This is a genomic window from Labilibaculum sp. K2S (assembly GCF_030372765.1).
In the GTDB taxonomy this organism is placed as follows: domain Bacteria; phylum Bacteroidota; class Bacteroidia; order Bacteroidales; family Marinifilaceae; genus Labilibaculum.
This window is the reverse complement of the sequence record NZ_JAUCMW010000054.1, coordinates 1-2,615: the sequence shown is the minus strand read 5'-3', so window position 1 is coordinate 2,615 and position 2,615 is coordinate 1. Positions and strand designations below refer to the sequence as shown.

The window sequence follows — 2,615 nt, the reverse complement described above, 5'->3', positions numbered from 1 at the left end:
ACTTAACATTATAAAAGAACTTTTATTAAATTTACCATTCAAGGCACACACACGCAATATAGCCAAAAAGGGTTTTAGAGGTTTGCGAATTTCGTTTCACGTATCAAATTCATTGTATCTTGATAGTGAAGTGCTCCGAAATCCCTTTCAGGCCATATTGCCAACGTTGGGCGTCATTAAAAAATCGTACTTATAACAAACAGAGCTGAATAAATGAAAGCAAACGAAACTAAAGTAGAAGACTTTTTATCTTCAAATAAAACTCAATTTGTAATTCCTGTTTATCAAAGAAATTACGATTGGTCGACAAGTCAATGCAAACAACTTTTAGACGACATTTTGGAAGTTGGAACAAGTAATAAAATGAATGCTCATTTCATCGGAAGTGTTGTTTATGTTCACGATGACGTTTACACTTCTTCCCGTATTAAGGAATTGACTGTAATTGACGGACAGCAGCGTTTGACAACGTTGACTTTAATTTATTTAGCACTCTATCGTTTAGCTCACGAAATAAATGACGAAGCTCTTGTTAATGAAATAAGCGAAACTTATCTAATCAACAAATTTGCACCCGAAGAAGAGAAACTAAAACTTCGTCCAACTGAGAACAACGACAAGGCAATAAAGTACCTTTTGAGAAGTGACAAAGACGAGGAATTTAGTGACTTCTCAAAGGTTATAGACAATTACAACTATTATAAAAGTCGAATTACTGAAGAGAATTTTGAATTCGTTCTTAAAGGACTTTCAAAACTTATGTTTGTCGAAATTTCACTTGACCGTGAAAAAGACGACCCACAAAGAATATTTGAAAGTTTAAATTCAACAGGACTTGAACTTTCACAAGCGGATTTAATTAGAAATTACATCTTAATGGGTCTTAATCGTAGAGACCAAAATAAAATCTATAATAACTATTGGGAAATAATTGAGAAACTTGCAAAGGATGAATCCTTAAATACAAGTAAAGTTTCCGATTTTATTCGAGATTATCTGACTTTGGTAAACAATAAAATACCGAATAAAAGCAAGGTTTATTTAGAGTTCAAAGCAAAATTCCCAACAGCTGATTTACAAGGATTAGAAACAAATCTTACTCCCATAAAATCGCTTGTTAAGTTTTACAATAAACTACTAAACCCAAAGAACGAAACGGACAAAGACATAAGATTACAACTTGAATACATTAACAGGCTTGAAATTAATGTTGCGTATCCATTCTTGATGAAAGTCTATGAAGATTATTCTGAAAACCTAATTGATAAAGCAACTTTCATAGAAGTTTTGGTTTTTATTCAATCATTTACTTGGAGAAGATTTATAGTTGGGTTACCTACAAATGCACTCAATAAAATATTTATGACACTTTACGAAAAAGTGGATAAAAGCGAATATTTGTTGTCTTTGCAAAAATGGTTGCTTAAACGTCCAGGTTCACAGCGTTTTCCGAAGAACAAAGAAGTTATTGAAAGCCTAAAACTCAAAGATGTTTACAACATAAAATCTAAAAATAGAACTTATCTGCTTGAACGATTTGAAAATTTTGAGAATAAGGAACCAGTAATTATTGAAGGAAACACAGATATAACGATTGAACATATTTTCCCCCAAAATCCTGACCCAAAATGGAAAATAGATTTAGGGACTGATGAATATAACCTAATTAAAGAAACATATTTGAACACAATAGGAAACTTGACTTTATCAGGCAACAACGGAAAACTTGGAAACAAACCATTTGTGTTTAAAAGGGATTTGGAAAATGCAGGTTATAAAGACAGTCGTTTGTGGCTTAATAAATACCTCTCAATAGCAGAAAAATGGGATAAGGCAGAAATCGAAAGACGTTTTGACCTCCTTGCTGAAAGATTTTTAAAAATTTGGGAAATGCCAGCAATTGAATTAGATGAAAGAGACGAAAATAATGAAGTCAATATTTTTGAAGCAGAAGACCCGAAATTTAAGAAATTAGAATATGCGATTTTCTTCGACCAAAAAATAGAAGTTAATCAAGTTGCTAAATTATATGTAGAAGTTTTTAAGCAGCTATTTGACTTGCAACCAGAAACATTTTTCACAACTGACTTGGCTGAAAAAATAACTCTAACCAAAAATCCAAAAGAAGGAAATCCAAGACAAGCAGTTGCAATAAATGACACTTATTATATTGAAGGAAATATTGATAATATTGGAAAGTTTGAGAAAATAAAACACGCTTTGACCATATTTGATTCAGAAGATGAATTGACCATTAAATACGCTGAAAATGAATAACGAACGCCCAATCGAATAGCCCGCCCCGCTAGTAATCATTAGCAGGGAGAGGCTTTCACACCACTGTACGTACGGGTCTCGTATACAGCGGTTCATTAGGTATCAGTGTCATCGCTCTTTACACCAACAACACCTTTGTCCGATTTTAAAATAAGGCTAGACTCAAATAAATGAGAGCTTCCTTATTGAATTTAAGACAACCTAACGTTCAGCCCTTCACTGCTCTGTGAGTCCTCCACAATTTCTATTTGTGGCTCATTGTCTTACAGCTACTATGGCCTCTGCTGAGTTGCTCATAAAATAATTCCATGGGAATTCGCGATTTCCGCTTCGCTCCA

1 protein-coding gene is annotated in these 2,615 nt (G+C 33.4%); it reads left to right on the top strand.

The window, feature by feature from the left end:
• Positions 1 to 213 precede the first annotated feature (213 nt).
• Positions 214 to 2,277, top strand: coding sequence for a DUF262 domain-containing protein (locus QUH73_RS20590; RefSeq protein WP_289532328.1), 2,064 nt, complete (start codon positions 214 to 216; stop codon positions 2,275 to 2,277).
• Positions 2,278 to 2,615 lie beyond the last annotated feature (338 nt).